This window comes from Pusillimonas sp. (assembly GCF_029263785.1).
Taxonomy (GTDB): Bacteria; Pseudomonadota; Gammaproteobacteria; order Burkholderiales; family Burkholderiaceae_B; genus Pusillimonas.
Window position 1 is genome coordinate 1 of sequence record NZ_JAJUFE010000021.1, and the last position, 16,151, is coordinate 16,151.

The 16,151-nt window shown below is 56.9% G+C and carries 18 protein-coding genes and 1 other RNA gene; 11 read left to right on the forward strand and 8 right to left on the reverse strand.

Annotated features, from left to right (window positions below):
• Nucleotides 1-179: 179 nt before the first annotated feature.
• Nucleotides 180-1,292: a 4-hydroxyphenylpyruvate dioxygenase gene (gene hppD, locus Q1J88_RS07220; RefSeq protein ID WP_301116926.1), complete on the forward strand. Its 1,113-nt coding sequence runs from the start codon at nucleotides 180-182 to the stop codon at nucleotides 1,290-1,292.
• Between the two features lie 40 nt (nucleotides 1,293-1,332).
• On the opposite strand, the gene msrA is transcribed toward hppD, so the two are convergent.
• Complete coding sequence (gene msrA / locus Q1J88_RS07225) at nucleotides 1,333-1,878, reverse strand: peptide-methionine (S)-S-oxide reductase MsrA (protein WP_301116927.1); 546 nt, start codon at nucleotides 1,876-1,878, stop codon at nucleotides 1,333-1,335.
• Nucleotides 1,879-1,918: 40 nt separating this feature from the next.
• The gene (locus Q1J88_RS07230; protein WP_301116928.1) at nucleotides 1,919-2,254 is read right to left on the reverse strand and encodes a c-type cytochrome; all 336 of its coding nucleotides are present in this window, start codon (nucleotides 2,252-2,254) and stop codon (nucleotides 1,919-1,921) included.
• A gap of 138 nt (nucleotides 2,255-2,392) precedes the next feature.
• Here Q1J88_RS07230 and lgt point away from each other — a divergent pair, with 138 nt between their 5' ends.
• Nucleotides 2,393-3,184, forward strand: a complete 792-nt coding sequence (lgt, locus tag Q1J88_RS07235) for a prolipoprotein diacylglyceryl transferase (RefSeq protein WP_301116929.1) — start codon at nucleotides 2,393-2,395, stop codon at nucleotides 3,182-3,184.
• Here lgt and Q1J88_RS07240 read toward each other — a convergent pair.
• From Q1J88_RS07240 to Q1J88_RS07260, 5 genes are all read right to left on the reverse strand, one after another.
• On the reverse strand, nucleotides 3,141-3,875 hold the full coding sequence (locus Q1J88_RS07240; RefSeq protein ID WP_301116930.1) for an SIMPL domain-containing protein: 735 nt from the start codon (nucleotides 3,873-3,875) through the stop codon (nucleotides 3,141-3,143). The genes lgt and Q1J88_RS07240 overlap by 44 nt on opposite strands.
• 66 nt (nucleotides 3,876-3,941) lie before the next feature.
• The gene (locus tag Q1J88_RS07245) at nucleotides 3,942-5,432 is read right to left on the reverse strand and encodes a GGDEF domain-containing protein (RefSeq protein WP_301116931.1); all 1,491 of its coding nucleotides are present in this window, start codon (nucleotides 5,430-5,432) and stop codon (nucleotides 3,942-3,944) included.
• A gap of 48 nt (nucleotides 5,433-5,480) precedes the next feature.
• A non-coding RNA gene (ssrS, locus tag Q1J88_RS07250) (6S RNA) lies at nucleotides 5,481-5,662 on the reverse strand.
• Nucleotides 5,663-5,705: 43 nt separating this feature from the next.
• Entirely contained in the window at nucleotides 5,706-6,020 is a 315-nt protein-coding gene (locus Q1J88_RS07255; RefSeq protein ID WP_301116932.1) for a cell division protein ZapA, read from the reverse strand.
• A gap of 3 nt (nucleotides 6,021-6,023) precedes the next feature.
• Nucleotides 6,024-6,428: a hypothetical protein gene (locus tag Q1J88_RS07260; protein ID WP_301116933.1), complete on the reverse strand. Its 405-nt coding sequence runs from the start codon at nucleotides 6,426-6,428 to the stop codon at nucleotides 6,024-6,026.
• 141 nt (nucleotides 6,429-6,569) lie between these two features.
• Here Q1J88_RS07260 and Q1J88_RS07265 point away from each other — a divergent pair, with 141 nt between their 5' ends.
• Genes Q1J88_RS07265 through Q1J88_RS07275 form a run of 3 tightly spaced genes read left to right on the forward strand, consistent with a single transcriptional unit; the run spans nucleotide 6,570 to nucleotide 9,512 of the window.
• The gene (locus Q1J88_RS07265; protein ID WP_301116969.1) at nucleotides 6,570-7,028 is read left to right on the forward strand and encodes a tripartite tricarboxylate transporter TctB family protein; all 459 of its coding nucleotides are present in this window, start codon (nucleotides 6,570-6,572) and stop codon (nucleotides 7,026-7,028) included.
• 41 nt (nucleotides 7,029-7,069) lie between these two features.
• Nucleotides 7,070-8,575 (forward strand): tripartite tricarboxylate transporter permease, encoded by a 1,506-nt coding sequence (locus Q1J88_RS07270; protein WP_301116934.1) that lies wholly within the window; start codon nucleotides 7,070-7,072, stop codon nucleotides 8,573-8,575.
• A gap of 28 nt (nucleotides 8,576-8,603) precedes the next feature.
• The gene (locus tag Q1J88_RS07275) at nucleotides 8,604-9,512 is read left to right on the forward strand and encodes an NAD(P)-dependent oxidoreductase (protein ID WP_301116935.1); all 909 of its coding nucleotides are present in this window, start codon (nucleotides 8,604-8,606) and stop codon (nucleotides 9,510-9,512) included.
• Nucleotides 9,513-9,516: 4 nt separating this feature from the next.
• On the opposite strand, the gene Q1J88_RS07280 is transcribed toward Q1J88_RS07275, so the two are convergent.
• Nucleotides 9,517-10,107 carry an RNA pyrophosphohydrolase gene (locus Q1J88_RS07280; protein WP_301116936.1) on the reverse strand — a complete coding sequence of 197 codons (591 nt, stop codon included), beginning with the start codon at nucleotides 10,105-10,107 and terminating at the stop codon, nucleotides 9,517-9,519.
• A gap of 64 nt (nucleotides 10,108-10,171) precedes the next feature.
• Here Q1J88_RS07280 and Q1J88_RS07285 point away from each other — a divergent pair, with 64 nt between their 5' ends.
• The 6 genes from Q1J88_RS07285 (at nucleotide 10,172) to tolB (ending at nucleotide 16,151) form a co-directional block, all read left to right on the forward strand.
• On the forward strand, nucleotides 10,172-11,911 hold the full coding sequence (locus tag Q1J88_RS07285; protein WP_301116937.1) for a proline--tRNA ligase: 1,740 nt from the start codon (nucleotides 10,172-10,174) through the stop codon (nucleotides 11,909-11,911).
• An 84-nt stretch (nucleotides 11,912-11,995) separates the two neighbouring features.
• On the forward strand, nucleotides 11,996-12,421 hold the full coding sequence (ybgC, locus tag Q1J88_RS07290; RefSeq protein ID WP_301116938.1) for a tol-pal system-associated acyl-CoA thioesterase: 426 nt from the start codon (nucleotides 11,996-11,998) through the stop codon (nucleotides 12,419-12,421).
• Between the two features lie 2 nt (nucleotides 12,422-12,423).
• Nucleotides 12,424-13,101: a protein TolQ gene (gene tolQ, locus Q1J88_RS07295; RefSeq protein ID WP_301116939.1), complete on the forward strand. Its 678-nt coding sequence runs from the start codon at nucleotides 12,424-12,426 to the stop codon at nucleotides 13,099-13,101.
• Nucleotides 13,101-13,547, forward strand: coding sequence for an ExbD/TolR family protein (locus Q1J88_RS07300; RefSeq protein ID WP_301116940.1), 447 nt, complete (start codon nucleotides 13,101-13,103; stop codon nucleotides 13,545-13,547). Before tolQ ends, Q1J88_RS07300 begins: the two co-directional genes overlap by 1 nt.
• Nucleotides 13,544-14,830 (forward strand): cell envelope integrity protein TolA, encoded by a 1,287-nt coding sequence (gene tolA, locus Q1J88_RS07305; protein WP_301116941.1) that lies wholly within the window; start codon nucleotides 13,544-13,546, stop codon nucleotides 14,828-14,830. Before Q1J88_RS07300 ends, tolA begins: the two co-directional genes overlap by 4 nt.
• Nucleotides 14,820-16,151: a Tol-Pal system beta propeller repeat protein TolB gene (tolB, locus tag Q1J88_RS07310; protein ID WP_301116942.1), complete on the forward strand. Its 1,332-nt coding sequence runs from the start codon at nucleotides 14,820-14,822 to the stop codon at nucleotides 16,149-16,151. The genes tolA and tolB overlap by 11 nt, the downstream gene beginning before the upstream one ends.

Genomic DNA, 16,151 nt, shown 5'->3' on the forward strand with positions numbered 1-16,151 from the left:
ACTATAGCACAGCAAATTTCGCTTGTGCAAGCCAACCAGCCACAAATTTAGCGCCTCACGCTCCCAAAATCCACCCACCACAACGTAAGCCATTGATCAGTATCGAATATTCAATTGAACGGGAAAATAAATATATTTTTTCTCACCCCAGAAAACCATCTCTGCATAGGAGAATCCGCATGAAAACCTCGTTCGCACCCTGGGAAAACCCAATGGGGACCAACGGATTCGAGTTTGTTGAATACGCGGCACCCGACCCCGCGGCATTAGGCAAGATTTTCGAGGCCATGGGGTTCAAGGCCATCGCACGTCATCGACATAAAGATGTCACGTTGTACCGTCAGGGCGGTATCAACTTCATCGTCAATGCCGAGCCACACTCTTTCGCACAGCGCTTCGCCCGCTTGCACGGCCCCTCAGTGTGCGCCATTGCCTTTCGCGTAGACAATTCCGCCAAAGCGTATCACCGCGCCCTGGATCTGGGCGCCTGGGGAATTGATTCAGGCAGCGGCCCCATGGAGCTGAACATCCCGGCCATCAAAGGGGTCGGCGATTCTCTTATCTATCTGGTGGATCGCTGGCCTGGCAAGTACGGGCACGGCGGCATTGGCGATATAAGTATTTATGACGTTGATTTTGAGGCCATCGATCCCGCCAGCGCCCAAACAGATATAAACCACAAGGGTGCGGGCCTGATGGCCATCGATCACCTTACTCATAATGTATATAAGGGCCGCATGAATGAATGGGCCGAGTTCTACGAACGCTTGTTCAATTTCCGCGAGATACGCTACTTTGATATTGAGGGCCAAGTGACCGGCGTCAAATCCCGCGCCATGACATCGCCCTGCGGCAATATCCGCATCCCCATCAACGAAGAAGGTACCGAGGAGAAAGGCCAGATCCAGGAATACCTGGACACGTACAAGGGCGAAGGTATTCAACACATCGCTCTTTCGACCTCGAACATCCACTCTACTGTTGAGCAGCTACGCAGCCAAGGCGTGCGCTTTCTTGACACGCCTGATACCTACTACGAATTACTGGACAGCCGTTTGCCGGGCCACGGAGAAGATGTGGAGCGCTTGCGAGAAAACCGGATTCTGCTTGATGGCGCCCCCGACGGCGGGCTGTTGCTGCAGATCTTTACCGAAAACCAGATCGGTCCGATTTTTTTTGAAATTATTCAGCGCAAGGGTAACGACGGTTTCGGAGAGGGCAACTTCAAGGCCCTGTTCGAGTCCATCGAACTGGATCAAATGCGGCGAGGCGTTCTGAAGGCTCCTGACTGAAACCGCCCGCCGCATTGTCAACGCTGTTGGAGCGCCCGCATCAAGCGAGCAAATGAGAGAACTCCTTGCGCAACTTCGCCATCTTCGGCGCAATGACGAACTGGCAGTAACCTTGCTGCGGGTTGCGCGCGAAATAATTGTGGTGCACCGGTTCGGCAGGCCAGAACGTGGCCGCTTCCCGCACCTGGGTAACAACAGGTACATCAAGTGCGGCCTGGACTTCGGCCATGACATCCTGAGCCACCTTCTTTTGCGCATCGGACTGAACAAAGATGACAGAGGCATATTGAGGGCCTACATCCGCCCCCTGGCGATTCAGTGTGGTTGGATCGTGAGTCGCAAAAAACACTTTAAGGATTGTCGCGTAGTCGATGACGGCAGGATCGAAACGTACACGCACCACCTCGACATGCCCGGTATCCTGATTGCATACCTGTTCGTAGCTGGGGCTGTCGATATGGCCCCCACTGTACCCGGGCATGACTTCGACCACGCCACGCAAGCCCTGCATGACGCCTTCTGTGCACCAGAAACATCCACCACCCAGCACAGCGGTTTCGATTGCTGACGACTGATCCGAATTCATGACATTTTCCTGAGCTTGTTTACGTGACGACGAAATCACTTTACTCGACTTGGGCATCGGACTCATGCAAGCTGAGTATCCACTCTGCAATAGTGACCGCGTCTTCGGGGCTGACATGAGATTGACGCGGCATGGGCACAGGCCCCCATTTTCGGCGACTTCCGTCACGTATGCTGTTGGCGAGGTATTCGGCCGCTTCGCCATTGCCGGCAAACCGTTCGGCAATGGCCATAAACCCTGGCCCCACCACCTTGCGGTCGACCCGATGGCAAGACATGCAGTTGTTGGCTTTTGCGAGATCCAGTCCGACTGTCTGCGCCGATGCCGCGCCGGTTACCGCACAAATACCTATCAATATCAAGAAACGAAACAACATAACGTACTATCAGGCTCCAGTATCTGACCGGCCCGCAAAGCAGTTGGCCGGCATGCAGGCCATGCGCACCGGCATAAGCATTAGATCTACCCACTCTTCCTGTATTATCGACGATATTTGAAAACAGCTGGCGCAACTATGCTTGTACACCCACAGTTTGATCCCGTCGCACTTCAAATCGGCCCTGTTGCCGTACATTGGTACGGCCTCATGTATCTCGTGGGGTTTGCATTAGTCTGGTTGCTGGGTCGGTGGCGCATTCAAAACGGCAAGACCGACCTTACGTTACGCGATCTGGAAGACCTGATCTTTTACTGTGTACTTGGCGTGATTGTGGGCGGGCGTCTGGGCTATGCCCTGTTTTACAAGCCAGGTGATTACCTTAAGAACCCCATCGAACTCTTATATGTATGGCAAGGCGGCATGTCGTTTCATGGCGGCTTGCTGGGCGTCATTATCGTGCTCTTTCTTTTCGCACGAAAAAAGAATAAATCGCTTCTGGCGGTCGGCGACTTTCTAGTACCACTCATTCCTTTGGGACTGGCAGCCGGACGTCTGGGCAACTTCATCAATGGCGAACTCTGGGGCCGCCCTTCTTCGCTGCCATGGGCAATGGTGTTCCCGCAGAGCGGCGACAATCTTCCCCGCCATCCGTCCCAACTCTATGAGCTTGGCCTGGAAGGATTGCTGCTATTCGTGCTGGTGTGGTGGTTTGCGCGAAAGCCTCGCCCGCTGGGTCAGGTAAGCGCAGTGTTCCTCATGGGCTACGGGGTGTTTCGCTTTTTGGTCGAATATACCCGCGAGCCGGACGCCTTCATAGGCTTGCTGGCCGGCGGGCTTTCGATGGGGCAGTTGCTATCGCTTCCGATGATCGCCGCCGGTGCAGTTATTTTTTTGTGGAGTGCAAGAAGATCGACCCTTGCATCGTAACTGACACTATTTCGGTTCCGGGCTCCAGCGGAACGCGTACGGATTCGTCGGCCGACGCAACCATCGCCATCATGCGGGGCGCTGGGTTATAAGGTACCCCCATCCCGCCCAGGTCGACACTCTTTATAGTGTACGACTCAAAGCCAAAGGCCTCGGTCAGCGCCTGCGCCCGGTCTTTAAATGCTTTGGCTGCTTCCGCCAGAAGCTCTTGTTCATGTTTGGACCGGGTCTCGGGCGCCACCGAAAACACCATGCCCGCAATGGGCATACGATCGCTGAGCTTGGCGGCAAGTTCCGAGGCAGCCGCAAAGTCGTTCGACTTGAGCACAATCTCGGCGCGGCCTCTCCAGTTGGTAATGGTGCCTTTTTCGTCGTTGTGCGGCCACACCCTGTAGTTGCCGCTACGCGCCTGTACCTTTGCCTGGGCCCTGGCGTCGCTCATGACGGAGTCCAGAGCCTCACCCAACGCCTTCACGACTTCGGCCTGCGAAGGATCACTTAGCTCTTTGACCAGCGTAATGGAGACAGTGTCTTGTTGTACTTCTTTGGACGCTTCGGCGCTGAGGGAAGCTTGAGGTGACTTTTGCCGCGCATGTTCATGCCCTTCGTGGGCTTGTATGGGCGAAGCCATCATCATCGCAATACCTGCCATTACTCCCAGGAACCACTGCTGTTTACGCTCAAGATACATATTGCCCCCTTGGTTGGCATTGACGTATGGCCATGACCCGCCGGCTTGAGCGGGCCCTTTAAAAGCTCAGGCGCCTCCGGCTGCTTCGTCGCGGATGTATGCATGGTGCTCTCGCTTCTCGGCATACATGGCCTGATCGACCGCACGTATTGCGCGGTCAAAATCATCATGACCGCGTGCAGTAGCGATTCCGACTGACACGCTTAGCGCGGTTCCACCATGAAACTGGTTGTTGAGGTCGATGAGACGGCGAATATCGGTCAGAACCTGCGCCGCCTGGGACTCGTTCTTGCCGGGCAGCAAGACCATGAATTCGTCACCGCCAATTCGCGAGGCCGACGCAGGCGGATCGATAGCCTTGTTCAGAACTTCACCCATCCGTCGCAACAACGCGTCACCCGCGGCATGTCCGTGCGTATCGTTGACGGCCTTGAGATTATTAAGGTCAAGGACGATAAACGACAGCAAGTCGACACGCTTTCTACGCAGGCGATCAAGCTCGTCGACATAGAACGAGCGGTTCTTCAACTGCGTAAGCACGTCGTGCTTGCTAAGGTACTCGAGATAGGCCTCGGCCTTCTTTCGAGCAGTGATATCGGTAAGAGCCAGAAGAACCAGGTCCCAGTTTTCTTCGTGACCGGCAAAAACCGAAAGCTGCATGTGTATGTGCAGCACGTCGCCCGCCAGACTGCGGTTGCGAACCTCCCGCTGTTGGAATAGCCGGCCGTCCCATAGATCGATAAGTTGCTCGGCAAACGAAACCGCCATTTCGTCTTCGAATATTTCGTCGAGTCTGGAGAGCAGGTCTTGATGATTTTTGGCGCGGAACAACTGCACCGTATAACCGTTGACATCCAAAACGCGAATTTCGGACATGCACCGCTCGACGAATTCGGGGTGCACATCGAGAAATGTACGAAAATCGGTTATGCCGCGGTCGCGCACCTCGTCGAGCAGCTTCTTGACCTGGCTGAAGTCTTCGACCCAGAGCGACACAGGAGCCTGCTGAAAGAACTCGCGAGCCAGCGACTCGTTGACGAGCGCACTTCTGCGGGAATGCTGCAATTCGGTGACATCTTCTACGGCCACCAATACCTGATCCCACCGCCGAAGCCGGTCGGGCAGCACAACGCCACGAAGGGCGATATCCATGCGACGACCATCAAGTGTGTAGTTGACGGAGGTACTTTTGAACGACTTGCCGTTTTCCCACAGCTGCTGCATTTCGGACGCCAGCCCATCAAGGGTTTCGTCACGCATGACATCCGAGAGCCTGGCCATCAAGGCACCGGCCGACTCTGCCCCATACAGCTTCAAGGTCTGGCGATTAACGCGCTGAATTCGAATGGAGGCCGCACACTGGCGAATCCGTTGAGGATCCTGCGCCAGCCACGTGCCCAGATTGAGTATCCCGTCGGCGCGCCATTGCTCGAACAGAACGTAAAGTTCGCTATAGTCTTCAAGCCACAAGGACATGGGCGTGACGTCGAACAACTCGTCGAGGCTCAGTCCGTCGATAGGCAAGGATTCCAGCTGGCGATATGGCTCCGACTTCATGCAAGTCCCTGCAGAAAAAAGCTCGTCCTGCCAGACGAGCTTCGAAAAAAATGCCCCGCCTGTGCCGTTTAGACCGGCATCCCGGAACCGAGGGTTCACGGTGGTCGCCATCAGCCAAGTTTTGGGATCGCCAGTTAAGGCGTTCACACCCGCTTGTCAATCCGGCAACCTATATGCCTAAGCATTGGTTCAAGGAATGTATGGTCAAATCTCGAACACTGCAGGGACAAACTGTTGGGCGCCACTCTGTGGCCGCGCCCGAAAAAAGTTGATTCAGGTAATTGCCCTGGTTTGGGGACCGAGGGCTTCGTCGATCATTTGGTTCATTTCGTCGAGCTTGCGCTTGAAGTCGCCAACCGCGACATCGCCCAACGGACCGTCTGGCGCTCGCATTGCCAGTAACTCGCCTGCAATCTGTATGGCAGCCATTACGGCAATTCGCTCGTTACTTGAGATTTTACCAGAGCCTTTGACCCGCAGCATACGCTGATCGACAAGATGCACTGCTTCGAGAAGGGCCTGCTTCTCGGGCGCGGGACATGCGAGCGAATATTCGCGACCGAGTATAGAGACATCGATTCGTTCCATGGCTTACTCCTGAGGCGCGCCGGGCAGACGCATCAATACAGCATCGATGCGCTGTTGAGCTGCCAGCGCAGCCGTGCGCAAGCGCTCGGATTCGTCCTGGCTGAACTTGAGGCTTTGTTGAACCGCATCGTGATCAGCTCGATAGCGCGCGACCTCTTCACGCAAACGCGCTTCGGCGGATTCGGCCTGGTTTCGAAGCTGATCGACCTGCGCCGCATGTTCGCGCGCTCGCTGCATGGCCTCTTGCTGCGCTGCCTGCTCGCGCGCGAGCTGATCGCGCAGCGCATTGCGCTCTTGTTCGAGGGTGGTGATACGAGCTTGCAGCGACGCGCGTTCGGATTGCGCCTGCCGCACAACTTGTACCAGCTGCCCGATACGGGCCGATAGGGAATCGAGATCTTGCAACATGAGCGATATCGTAAACCATCCCGCGGGAAGGTGGAAAGAGGGTAGCCGGGAAAAAACCCGACCAAGGGCAAACCGGGGTTTCCCTGACGCGGCCTGTCGATTACCATGCAGCACAACTCCCAGGTTAAGGGCGAAGCAGCCATGCAGATCAGAAACAAACAGGATTTCTGGGCGGGCATCATGTTTACCGCCGTCGGAGCCTTCGCAGTCGTCGCATCGCTGAAATATGAAATGGGCACTGCACGCGACATGGGTCCAGGCTATTTTCCGTTCTGGCTCGGCATATGTCTGGCCGTGTTGGGTGCGAGCGTAGCCCTGCGGGCAATGTCTGCCGACGCCCCTCTCACCCGCATCGATCCCAGCGACCTCAAGACCGTCGTCATCTTATTGGGCTCAGTTGCCCTGACCGGACTCCTGCTGAACCTCCTGGGCATCCTTCTGACCGTGGTGGTTCTGGTGCTGCTCAGCAGCATGGCCAGCCACCTGTTCAGCTGGAAAGTCGCCCTGATTACCGGCCTGTGTCTGGCAGCCTTTGTCTGGCTGGCATTCATCAAGGCCCTTGGCCTTGTCTTCCCTCTGTGGCCGGCTTGGGGCGGTTGAAGCGGGTTCGTAAACCTTGACACCTTGAACAGCAGGTTGGTATGGAACTCTTGGAACATCTGGCGCTGGGTTTTTCGGTGGCTCTTACCCTGGAGAATCTTGTGTATTGCCTCCTGGGATGTCTGCTTGGCACGCTTATCGGCGTCTTGCCGGGAATCGGCCCGCTTCCCACCATCGCCATGCTCCTTCCCATTACCTACGTGCTGCCGCCCGTGGCCGGCCTGATCATGCTGGCGGGCATTTATTACGGCGCTCAGTATGGCGGTTCGACAACTGCCATACTGGTTGCCCTGCCTGGCGAAACTTCGGCGGTAGTAACCGTACTCGACGGCCACCAAATGGCACGCAAGGGCCGTGCGGGTTCCGCCCTTGCCATTGCTGCACTGGGCTCCTTCTTTGCTGGCTGTGTGGCCACGCTGGTGCTGGCGGGCTTCGCGCCGCCATTGGCTCAGGTCGCGTTCAAGTTTGGGGCTGCCGAGTATTTTTCGCTGATGGTTCTTGGCCTGATCGGCGCAGTCGTCCTGGCGTCCGGTTCGCTGCCCAAAGCCATCTGCATGATTCTGCTGGGCCTTTTGCTGGGCATGGTGGGCACCGACGTCAACTCGGGGGTGTCTCGCTTTGATTTTGGCATTCCCGAGTTGCAAGATGGCATTGACTTTGCCGTGGTGGCCATGGGAGTGTTCGGACTGGCCGAAATACTTGCCAACCTTGAACTCAAGGACAAACGTACCGAAGTCGCAAGCAAGGTCGGAACACTCTACCCCAACAAGCAGGAATTCAAGGAAGCATGGCCGGCAGCGGTACGAGGTACCGCCATGGGCGCAGCTTTGGGAGTGCTGCCTGGCGGCGGAGCCATTCTGTCATCTTTTGCCTCGTACACACTCGAGAAAAAACTGTCGAGTACACCCGAACGTTTCGGCAACGGCCACCCGGCAGGCCTGGCCGGCCCCGAATCTGCCAACAACGCCGCCGCGCAAACCTCATTCATTCCCCTTCTGACCCTGGGCATTCCAGGAAACGCCGTTACCGCCCTGATGCTCGGCGCCATGACCATACACAACATTCAGCCGGGCCCAAGGGTCATGAGCACCCATCCCGATTTGTTCTGGGGCCTGATCGTCTCGATGTGGATTGGCAACCTCATGCTGGTCATTTTGAACCTTCCCCTGGTCGGCGTATGGATCAAACTGCTCAAGGTGCCCTACCGCATCCTGTTTCCCGCCATACTGGTGTTTTGCACCATCGGTGTGTATTCGCTGAATTACAACGTATTCGACATCTGGATGCTGGCCATTTTCGGCCTGGTCGGATATGTCTGGATGAAGCTTCGCTGCGAGGGCGCGCCCTTGCTTCTTGGTCTTGTACTTGGCCCCCTGATGGAAGAATACTTTCGGCGTGCCCTGCTGCTCTCACGGGGCGACTACAGCACATTCGTGACCCGGCCCCTGTCACTTACGCTGCTGATCATGGCCGCCGCATTGGTTATCATCGTAGCTTTGCCGGTCATTCGCAAGAAGCGTGAAGAAACCTTCGTCGAAGACAATTAAACAAAGTGCGCCAATCAGGAGCCCATCCATGACACAGTCCGCATTAAAACAGTACCCGGAAACCGCGCCATTGAACGTCGCCTTTCTCGGGCTGGGTGTTATGGGCTACCCCATGGCCGGACATCTCGCGCGCGCCGGGCACAAAGTCACCGTGTATAACCGCAGCCCTGACAAGGCCGAAAAATGGGTGGCTGAATACGGCGGCCGGGCTTGCTCCACGCCACGCGAAGCCGCAGCCGGGGCAGATATTGTCTTCAGCTGTGTGGGCAACGATAACGACCTTCGCAGCGTCGTTCTCGGACCGGACGGAGCCTTTGGCGGCATGAAAGCCGGCAGCCTGTATATCGACCACACTACTGCTTCGGCACAGGTCGCGCGCGAACTGCACCACGAAGGCGGCAAACAAAATATTCAATTTATCGATGCGCCGGTTTCCGGCGGGCAGGCAGGCGCACAGAACGGCGTGCTTACCATTATGTGTGGCGGTGAAGAACAGGCGTTTGAAAAGGCCCGGCCAGTCATGCTTGCATTTGCCCAGGCAGTCACCTTGCTCGGCGGGCCCGGATCCGGCCAGTTGTGCAAGATGGTCAATCAGATCTGTGTTGCCGGCATTGTTCAGGGCCTGTCCGAGGCCATCGCCTTTGGTCAGGCGGCGGGTCTGAACATGCAGCAGGTCGTAGAGGTAATCGGAAAGGGAGCTGCTCAAAGCTGGCAGCTCGATAACCGCGGCAAAACCATGATCGAAGGACAATTCGATTTTGGATTTGCGGTGGACTGGATGCGTAAGGATTTGCGCCTGGTGCTGGACGAGGCTGGGCGCAACGGGGCACGCCTGCCGGTTACAGCCCTGGTGGATCAATTCTATGCCGATGTGCAGCAAATGGGCGGCGGCCGCTGGGACACCTCCAGCCTGATTGCACGATTGCGCAATAAATGAAGCGCTATCGCTGTATCTGCTGCGCCTTTGCCACCTGAAGGGGCGACGAATCGCCGGTTTTCTTGTCTACGCCGTTGCGCTGCGCATGACCGCGTTGACGCAGGTAGCGCGTTTCGTGGCCGCGACGGAACAAGATGCCAGATAGCTCGTTGAGCGCCATGGTGTAGACCTCGCGCTTGAACTCGATGACTGCGTCAAGAGGCACCCAGTAGTGGCTCCAGCGCCATGCATCGAATTCAGGATGACGGGTCGCACGCAGACTCACGTCGGAATCGCGCCCAAGCATCCTCAGCAAAAACCAGATCTGTTTTTGCCCCTTGTAAATGCCGCGAGAATCGCGCCGCATGAAATCGCTGGGCACGTTGTATCGCAGCCAATCCCGTGTACGTCCCAAAATGCGCACATGTTCGGGCAGAAGGCCCACCTCTTCGTGGAGCTCGCGGTACATGGCCTGTACCGGACTTTCGCCGTACTTGATGCCTCCCTGAGGAAATTGCCACGCGTGTTCGCGAATGCGCTTGCCCCAGAAAACCTCGTTCTTGTTATTTACGAGGATAATGCCGACATTGGGACGGTAGCCTTCACGGTCTAGCATAGGCCACCCCAATAGATTTAATACAATTACCCCCAATTATACGTATCTTGCAGAGATCCACACCATGCGCGCATCCAAGTATCACATCAACACCCTCAAAGAAGCCCCGTCCGAGGCGGAGGTCGCCAGTCATCAGTTGATGACACGGGCTGGAATGATCCGCAAGGCGGCCGGAGGCATCTACACCTACATGCCCATGGGGTTAAAAATACTGCGCAAGATCGAGAACATCGTTCGCGAAGAAATGAACGCCGCCGACGCGATCGAACTGCTGATGCCAATTGTGCAGCCGGCCGAACTCTGGATGGAGTCGAATCGCTGGGAACAATATGGACCCGAACTATTGCGAATCAAGGATCGGCACGGCCGCGATTTTGTTCTGCAGCCCACCTCCGAAGAGGTCATTACGGACATCGTGCGAAATGAAATCCACAGCTGGCGCCAGCTCCCACGCAACTTCTACCATATTCAGACCAAGTTTCGCGACGAACGCCGCCCCCGCTTCGGCCTGATGCGTGGGCGCGAATTCACCATGAAGGACGGCTACTCCTTCGACCGAGATGAAGCAGGGGCACAAGCCAGCTACGACGCCATGTATGCCGCATACACAAAAATATTCAAGCGTCTGGGCCTGGAGTTTCGCGCCGTCGCTGCCGACACCGGATCGATCGGAGGCAGCCGCAGCCACGAGTTTCAGGTTATTGCCGAAACCGGCGAAGACCTGATTGTTTACAACCCGGACACCGAATACGCCGCAAACATCGAGCTGGCCGAAGCGCCGTGCCTGATTGAAACCCGAGCCGCGCCGACTCAGCCCATGAACAAGACGGCTACGCCCAATGCACCCAAATGCGAGCTGGTGGCCGATCTGCTGGGCGTCCCTCTGGAAAACACTGTGAAGTCCATCGTTTTGGCCTCCGATGGCGCCGAAGGTTCCGAAAAAGCCCAGATCTGGTTACTGCTGATACGCGGCGATCACGAACTCAACGAGATCAAGGCCAGCAAGCTTCCAGGCCTGGAGAACGGCTATCGTTTTGCCACCGAGGAAGAGATTCAGGCTGCGTTCGGCTGCGTTCCAGGGTATTTGGGTCCGGTGAAAACCGCCTTGCCTGTTCGAATCGTCGCAGATCGCACGGTTGCCAACATGAGCGATTTCATTTGCGGTGCCAATGCCGAAGGCTTTCATCTGACCGGTGTCAATTGGGGCCGCGACCTACCCGAACCTGACGAAATCGCCGACCTGCGTAACGTCGTTGACGGTGACCCTGACCCCAAGGGTGGACGCCTGTCGATTCAACGCGGAATCGAAGTCGGGCACATCTTTTTCCTTGGCGACAAATACTCCAAGGCTCTGAACGCCACTTACCTTGATGCCGACGGCAAGCCCGCCATAATGCAAATGGGCTGTTACGGCATAGGCATCAGCCGCATTTCGGCCGCTGCCGTGGAACAGAACCATGACGATAAAGGAATTATCTGGCCACGAGCCATTGCCCCGTTCGAGGTGGTGATCTGCCCGATGGGCTGGAGCAAAAGTGAAACAACTCGAAACGCCGCCGAGGCACTGTATCAACAATTGCGTGACGAGGGGGTGGACGTCATTCTGGATGACAGGGATGCCCGACCCGGCGTGATGTTTGCAGACTGGGAGCTGATTGGCGTGCCCTTGCGGGTCACCATCGGCGATCGCGGATTAAATGAAGGTATTGTGGAACTTCAACAACGCAAGACGGGTCTGACTGAAAAAATTCCCGTGGATGACGCCAGAATGCACATACTGGAACGATTAAAATCAATCCCATGATAGAAACCCCACCTGACAAAGCAATTCACACTTGCCAGGAAGGCCGGCCAACCTGCCGGCCTTGTCACAGTGCCTAACCAACCCATGTCAACAGAAACACCCGGCTCCTTGTCGACGCTGGATATTCGCGTATATTACGAAGACACCGACGCCGCCGGCGTCGTGTTTTACGCCAACTATCTCAAATTCTTCGAACGAGGTCGAACCGAGTGGCTGCGCCGACTGGGTGTGAATCAATCCGAGCTTGCGGCTCAACACCAACGTATGTTTGTGGTGAAAAGAGCCCAAACGCACTACATGAAACCCGCGCGTTTCGACGATCTGCTGACCATTCACAGCCGCATCACGCGACTGGGGCGTGCCTCGATCGAGTTCGCCCAGATCGCTACGGCCCAGGGTGAAACCCTCTGCGAAAGCACGGTGGAAATTGTTTGTGTAGATACCAACAGCTTCCGACCGGCTGGTCTTCCCCCATTCCTTAGAACCCTATTGCAAAAGGTCCAGAACTAATCATGCAAGCTACCGGCGACATTTCGTTGCTTTCTTTGTTGATAAACGCCAGCTTCCCTGTTCAGCTGGTGATGCTGATTCTGGTTGGTATTTCCATACTGTCATGGACATATATTTTCGCCAAGCGAGCCGCCCTGAAGCGGGCTCACACGCAAACCAGACGTTTCGAAGATGATTTCTGGGCCGGCGGCGACCTCACCGTATTGCAGCAATCGATTGCCGGCAGGCGTGATGAGCACGGGGCGCTTGCTCGAATCTTCGACGCCGGCATGACCGAATTCCTCAAGGCCCGGCGCAATGCGGCAGGAAACGGTGAAGCCATGCTTGATGGACCTCGCCGAGCCATGCGCGCTACCTACCAGCGCGAAATGGACAGCCTTGAATCCCACCTGAACTTTTTGGCTTCGGCCGGCTCCGTCAGCCCCTATATAGGACTTCTGGGAACAGTGTGGGGAATCATGCATGCATTCATCGGTCTGTCGAGCATGCAGCAAGCTACCCTGGCAGCAGTGGCACCGGGAATCGCCGAAGCCCTGATTGCGACGGCTATCGGCCTGTTCGCAGCAATTCCAGCTGTAGTGGCCTATAACCGCTACACCAACGAGATCGACCGCCTATCGATCCGTTTCGATAGTTTCATTGACGAGTTCCTGAACATCTTGCAACGCCAGGTACGCTGATGCCTTCCATTCGTGGCTCCTCCCGCCGCTCGCGCCGTCTGCAGAACGAAATCAACGTCGTTCCGTATATTGACGTCATGCTTGTGCTGCTGGTGATCTTTATGGTCACTGCACCCATGATCACGCCCGGTCTCATCGAATTGCCCACCGTTGGCCAAGCCAGTGAAGTCCCGGTCGAACCCGTTGAGGTTCAAATCGAAGAAGACGGCACCATGTCGGTGCGGACACGACGGGCAGGTGAAGACTTCCAGCAAATAGCGCCAGAGCAACTGGTGGACGAAATCCAGTCTCGGATCACCGCTGAAACACCAGTCATATTGGCAGCGGACGGACGCGTACCCTACGAAACCGTCATGAAGGCCATGGACCAGTTACGCTCAAACGGCATCACCCGCCTGGGCCTGCTGGTTGACCAAAGCGCCGCTCCCGACGAACAGAAGCGATGACGTCGCCCTTCACGCCAAAGCCTAGAGCCGCAGCCGGGAAATCCCCCAAGACAGACAGACGGCCAGTTCGCACGCCCGAGCAAGAGGACGAGCGTCGCGGACTTACGTACGCGTTGATCGCGCACGCTGCACTCGCATTGATAATGCTTGTCGGGTTCTTGACTGCGTCGCCCAGCAATCCCAATCCGGTCCAGATCGAGCTATGGGCACAGGGCGATACCCGTGCCGCGGCCGAACCCGAAGAAGAAGCCGAGCCTATCGAAGCTGAATCGACTCCCGAGCCTGCGCCCCAACCGGAACCGGAACCGGAACCCGAGCCAGAGCCGCAGCCACAACCCGAACCGCAGCCGGAACCTCAACCTCAACCCGACCCTGAGCCGCAAGCTCAACCAGAGCCCCCCCCGGCTCCAGAGGTGGATCCGGATATTGCCATCGAGAAAGCGCGCGAAGAGCAAAGAAAACGCGAAGAGGAAGAACGTCGCCTGGCCGCGGAAAAAGCCGCAGCGGAAAAAGCTGCAGCAGAGAAAGCTGCTGCCGAAAAGGCCGCTGCACAGAAGAAAGCCGCCGAAGAAAAGGCACTTGCCGAGAAAAAAGCGGCTGAAGAAAAAGCGGCGGCCGAAAAGAAAGCGGCCGAAGAAAGAGCGCTGGCGGAAAAGAAAGCCGCTGAGCAAAAGGCATTAGCCGAGAAGAAGGCTGCCGAAGAAAAAGCTGCCGCCGAGAAAAAGGCCGCTGAACAAAAGGCCGCAGCCGAAAAAGCGGCTGCCGAGAAAGCCGCAGCCGAAAAGAAAGCAGCCGAGGAAAAGGCGGCTGCCGAAAAGAAAGCCGCGGCTGCCAAGGCAGCGGCCGAAAAGAAAGAGGCTGAAAGAAAAGCCGCCGCTGCAAAGAAAGCAAAAGAGGAGCAGGCCAAACGGGATGCCATCAGGGCCGCGATGCGTGGAGATGCGCTGGGCGCCGCCGGCATTGCAGGTGGCACTGCCGACCGCAACCAATCGGGTGGCGGAGGCTCTGATTCGGGTTACGCTGCGCTGGTGCGCCAGTGCGTGCGACCCGGAGTTGTCTACGCCACGCCGCCTCGCAGCGGGCCGAACCCGACAGTACAATACAGAGTCAATCTGAGCGGAAACGGCAGCGTCACGGGCACCCGTATGTTGCGTTCATCCGGCAACCCCGCATTCGATCGAGCCGTCGACTCCGGGATCAGGGCTTGCAACCCATTCCCCAAGCCACCTTCGGGCAAGTATCCCCCGTACATCGACGTGGATTACCAAATGTATGACAAATAGGAGATCAGCCGACATGACTACCGTCATTCCCGTAATCAAGACCATGCATCGCTCGTGGCGGGCAGGCCTGTTCGGGCTGCTGCTTGCCTTGAGCCTGCTTGCCGCCGGGGCGGCCCAGGCACAACTGCGAGTAGACATCTCCGGCGTGGGTGCTACCCAGTATCCGATTGCCATCGCCGACTTCTCGGGCGACCCGCAGGGTCAACTCATCGGCGAGGTCATTCGCGCCGACCTCACCCGCTCGGGACAGTTTCGCCTGATCAATGCCACGGGTTCTTCGCTTGACGCCGAAAGTACGGTCGACTACGACACCTGGCACGGCCGCGGCGCGCACTACATTGCGTACGGCAGCATCAGTCAGGCCGCCGGCCAGTACACTGTCAGCTACCGCTTGGGCAATGTCAATCAGAAAACTCAGATGGACGGCGTCGCATTTACCGGTTCCGAAAAGGAACTGCGCCGCATCGCGCATCAGATCGCTGATCGAATCTATGAGCAGATCACCGGCGTGCGTGGCGTGTTCTCGACACGCATTGCTTACGTCGTGCAAAAAAGCAACACTTACGAGTTACAAATTGCAGATGCCGACGGGCAGAACCCGCAGGTCATGTTGCGTTCCAAGCATTCCATCATTTCGCCGGCATGGTCTCCTGATGGTAAGAAACTGGCATATGTCAGCTTCGAAACCGGGAAACCTGTCGTGTACGTCCAGACCCTGGCCACCGGAGAACGCTTCCCGATCGCCAACTTCAAGGGCAACAACAGCGCACCTGCCTGGTCGCCCAATGGTGATCAACTTGCCATCACGCTTTCGCGAGACGGCATTGCCCAGATCTACACCATCAATGCTGACGGATCGGGCTTGCGGCGTGTCATGCGTTCACCATTGATCGATACCGAACCCTTCTTTTCGCCTGACGGCAGCAGTCTGGTATTTACGAGTGACCGCAGCGGCTCGCCACAGATTTATCAGGTACCGGTATCGGGTGGAAACGCCACTCGCATAACCTTTAACGGAAGTTACAACATCTCACCGGCGCTCTCGCCAAGTGCAAACGAACTGGTGTACGTTACACGAAGGGATGGCGCATTTCGAATTGCTCTGCAAAACATGGCAACGGGTGCGGAACAACTGTTGACCAACGGACCCGATGACGAGTCTCCCAGTTTCGCTCCCAACGGAATGCAGATCCTTTACAGCTCCATTCAGGGCGGGCGCGGCGTTTTGGCCGTAGTCTCGACCGACGGCAGGGTACGGCAAACACTGTCCACCCTGGACGGAAAGGTTCGCGAACCCACCTGGGGGCCATTCACCAACTAG

Excerpts from the sequence above, each read along its gene's own strand:
- hppD (WP_301116926.1), top strand. The coding sequence starts at position 180 with ATGAAAACCTCGTTCGCACCCTGGGAAAACCCAATGGGGACCAACGGA.
- msrA (WP_301116927.1), bottom strand. The coding sequence starts at position 1,878 with ATGAATTCGGATCAGTCGTCAGCAATCGAAACCGCTGTGCTGGGTGGT.
- Q1J88_RS07230 (WP_301116928.1), bottom strand. The coding sequence starts at position 2,254 with ATGTTGTTTCGTTTCTTGATATTGATAGGTATTTGTGCGGTAACCGGC.
- lgt (WP_301116929.1), top strand. The coding sequence starts at position 2,393 with ATGCTTGTACACCCACAGTTTGATCCCGTCGCACTTCAAATCGGCCCT.
- Q1J88_RS07240 (WP_301116930.1), bottom strand. The coding sequence starts at position 3,875 with ATGTATCTTGAGCGTAAACAGCAGTGGTTCCTGGGAGTAATGGCAGGT.
- Q1J88_RS07245 (WP_301116931.1), bottom strand. The coding sequence starts at position 5,432 with ATGAAGTCGGAGCCATATCGCCAGCTGGAATCCTTGCCTATCGACGGA.
- Q1J88_RS07255 (WP_301116932.1), bottom strand. The coding sequence starts at position 6,020 with ATGGAACGAATCGATGTCTCTATACTCGGTCGCGAATATTCGCTCGCA.
- Q1J88_RS07260 (WP_301116933.1), bottom strand. The coding sequence starts at position 6,428 with ATGTTGCAAGATCTCGATTCCCTATCGGCCCGTATCGGGCAGCTGGTA.
- Q1J88_RS07265 (WP_301116969.1), top strand. The coding sequence starts at position 6,570 with ATGCAGATCAGAAACAAACAGGATTTCTGGGCGGGCATCATGTTTACC.
- Q1J88_RS07270 (WP_301116934.1), top strand. The coding sequence starts at position 7,070 with ATGGAACTCTTGGAACATCTGGCGCTGGGTTTTTCGGTGGCTCTTACC.
- Q1J88_RS07275 (WP_301116935.1), top strand. The coding sequence starts at position 8,604 with ATGACACAGTCCGCATTAAAACAGTACCCGGAAACCGCGCCATTGAAC.
- Q1J88_RS07280 (WP_301116936.1), bottom strand. The coding sequence starts at position 10,107 with ATGCTAGACCGTGAAGGCTACCGTCCCAATGTCGGCATTATCCTCGTA.
- Q1J88_RS07285 (WP_301116937.1), top strand. The coding sequence starts at position 10,172 with ATGCGCGCATCCAAGTATCACATCAACACCCTCAAAGAAGCCCCGTCC.
- ybgC (WP_301116938.1), top strand. The coding sequence starts at position 11,996 with ATGTCAACAGAAACACCCGGCTCCTTGTCGACGCTGGATATTCGCGTA.
- tolQ (WP_301116939.1), top strand. The coding sequence starts at position 12,424 with ATGCAAGCTACCGGCGACATTTCGTTGCTTTCTTTGTTGATAAACGCC.
- Q1J88_RS07300 (WP_301116940.1), top strand. The coding sequence starts at position 13,101 with ATGCCTTCCATTCGTGGCTCCTCCCGCCGCTCGCGCCGTCTGCAGAAC.
- tolA (WP_301116941.1), top strand. The coding sequence starts at position 13,544 with ATGACGTCGCCCTTCACGCCAAAGCCTAGAGCCGCAGCCGGGAAATCC.
- tolB (WP_301116942.1), top strand. The coding sequence starts at position 14,820 with ATGACAAATAGGAGATCAGCCGACATGACTACCGTCATTCCCGTAATC.